Source organism: Flavobacterium kochi, assembly GCF_048286715.1.
In the GTDB taxonomy this organism is placed as follows: domain Bacteria; phylum Bacteroidota; class Bacteroidia; order Flavobacteriales; family Flavobacteriaceae; genus Flavobacterium.
The window spans coordinates 1-1639 of the sequence record NZ_JBLVPW010000074.1 but is presented as its reverse complement, the minus strand read 5'-3'; the positions used below and the strand labels follow the sequence as shown (position 1 = coordinate 1639).

The 1639-nt window shown below is 36.2% G+C and carries 1 protein-coding gene and 1 tRNA gene; both read left to right on the top strand.

What is annotated here, in order from left to right; genetic code table 11:
- The first annotated feature begins 147 nt into the window (after positions 1 to 147).
- The gene (ribB, locus tag ACNQGH_RS21845) at positions 148 to 1281 is read left to right on the top strand and encodes a 3,4-dihydroxy-2-butanone-4-phosphate synthase (RefSeq protein WP_417958127.1); all 1134 of its coding nucleotides are present in this window, start codon (positions 148 to 150) and stop codon (positions 1279 to 1281) included.
- 168 nt (positions 1282 to 1449) lie between these two features.
- A tRNA-Ser gene (locus ACNQGH_RS21840) sits at positions 1450 to 1534 on the top strand.
- Positions 1535 to 1639: the final 105 nt, after the last annotated feature.

The window sequence follows — 1639 nt, the reverse complement described above, 5'->3', positions numbered from 1 at the left end:
GCTGAATAGGTCAATTTACAAAGATTCTATTTTTGATAATATATTCAAACGATTAGTCTCACATCCGCATCGGGGCTGGAAACAAATCGTAGTGATTAAGTAAGTAACTCGAAAAAAATATTTCCCACACCAAATTAAACACCACTCATGGTTACAACTAAAATACACCTCAATACAATAGAAGAAGCGATTGAAGATATTCGTCAAGGAAAAATTATTATTGTAGTCGATGATGAAGACAGAGAAAATGAAGGTGATTTCCTGGCTGCAGCCGAAAAAGTAACACCTGAAATGATTAACTTCATGGCTACCCACGGCCGCGGACTAATATGCGCACCATTAACAGAAAGCCGTTGTAAAGAATTAGGCCTGCACGTAATGGTCAGTAACAACACAGACCCTATGGAAACTGCTTTTACAGTTTCGGTGGATTTAAGAGGTAATGGAGTAACTACAGGAATATCAGCAGGAGACAGAGCTAAAACTATTTTATCTTTAGTTGATTCCAAAACAAAACCACATGATTTAGCACGACCAGGACATATATTTCCTCTTATTGCCAAACAAGGAGGTGTTTTAAGAAGAACCGGACATACTGAAGCTGCAATCGATTTTGCAAGACTGGCAGGCTTTAAATCAGCGGGAGTAATTGTAGAAATCATGAACGAAGATGGTTCGATGGCGCGTTTGCCCCAATTGGTAAAAGTGGCTAAAAAGTTCGATTTGAAATTAGTTTCCATTGAAGATTTAGTTGCTTACAGAATGCAACATGACAGTCTGATTGTAAAAAAAGAAGATTTTGATCTGGAAACCCGTTTTGGTACTTTCAGATTACGCGCTTACCAGCAAACAACTAACAAACAAATTCATATTGCTTTAACAAAAGGAACTTGGAATTTGGGCGAAGCCATTTTAACCAGAATCAATTCCTCACAGGTAAATAATGATTTATTAGGCACATTAACCAATAATGCGGACCAACAACTCGATGATATGTTTAAAGTAATTAACGAGCACGGAAAAGGTGCCGTTATTTTCATCAATCAGGATATGCAATCAGTTAATTTACTAAGTCGTATAACAGAACTTAAATTATTACAAAGCGAAGGTGTGATGAAAGCGCCTAAAATTGTTATCGACAGTAAAGATTTTGGTATCGGTGCTCAGATATTACATGATATTGATATTTCAAAAATAAGACTAGTATCCAATACCGAAGGGACAAAACGTGTGGGAATGATTGGTTATGGACTGGAAATAACAGAATACGTAAAGTATTAAACTTAATTTTTTATTTTTTTCAAAAATAAATTTCGCCTAAAGTATGGAAAATGAAACATTTAAAAATTAGTACTAAAAATAGATGCTTTTTTTTATAAAAATAGATTTGCATAACCAAAAAAGGTTCTTATATTTGCACTCGCAATCAGGTAATGAAAGCGACATACTGGAGAAATGGCAGAGCGGTCGAATGCGGCAGTCTTGAAAACTGTTGACTGTAACAGGTCCGGGGGTTCGAATCCCTCTTTCTCCGCTTAATTCGTAACCCCCAACAAACGTTGGGGGTTACGTCGTTTTATACCGGAGCTGTTTTCTCCGCAATCTAAAATTCACAAAAATTTATAAAACTGTAAAAGCC

Bases quoted from the DNA above. Each gene is read 5' to 3' on its own strand.
- ribB (WP_417958127.1), top strand. From the start codon at position 148: ATGGTTACAACTAAAATACACCTCAATACAATAGAAGAAGCGATTGAA.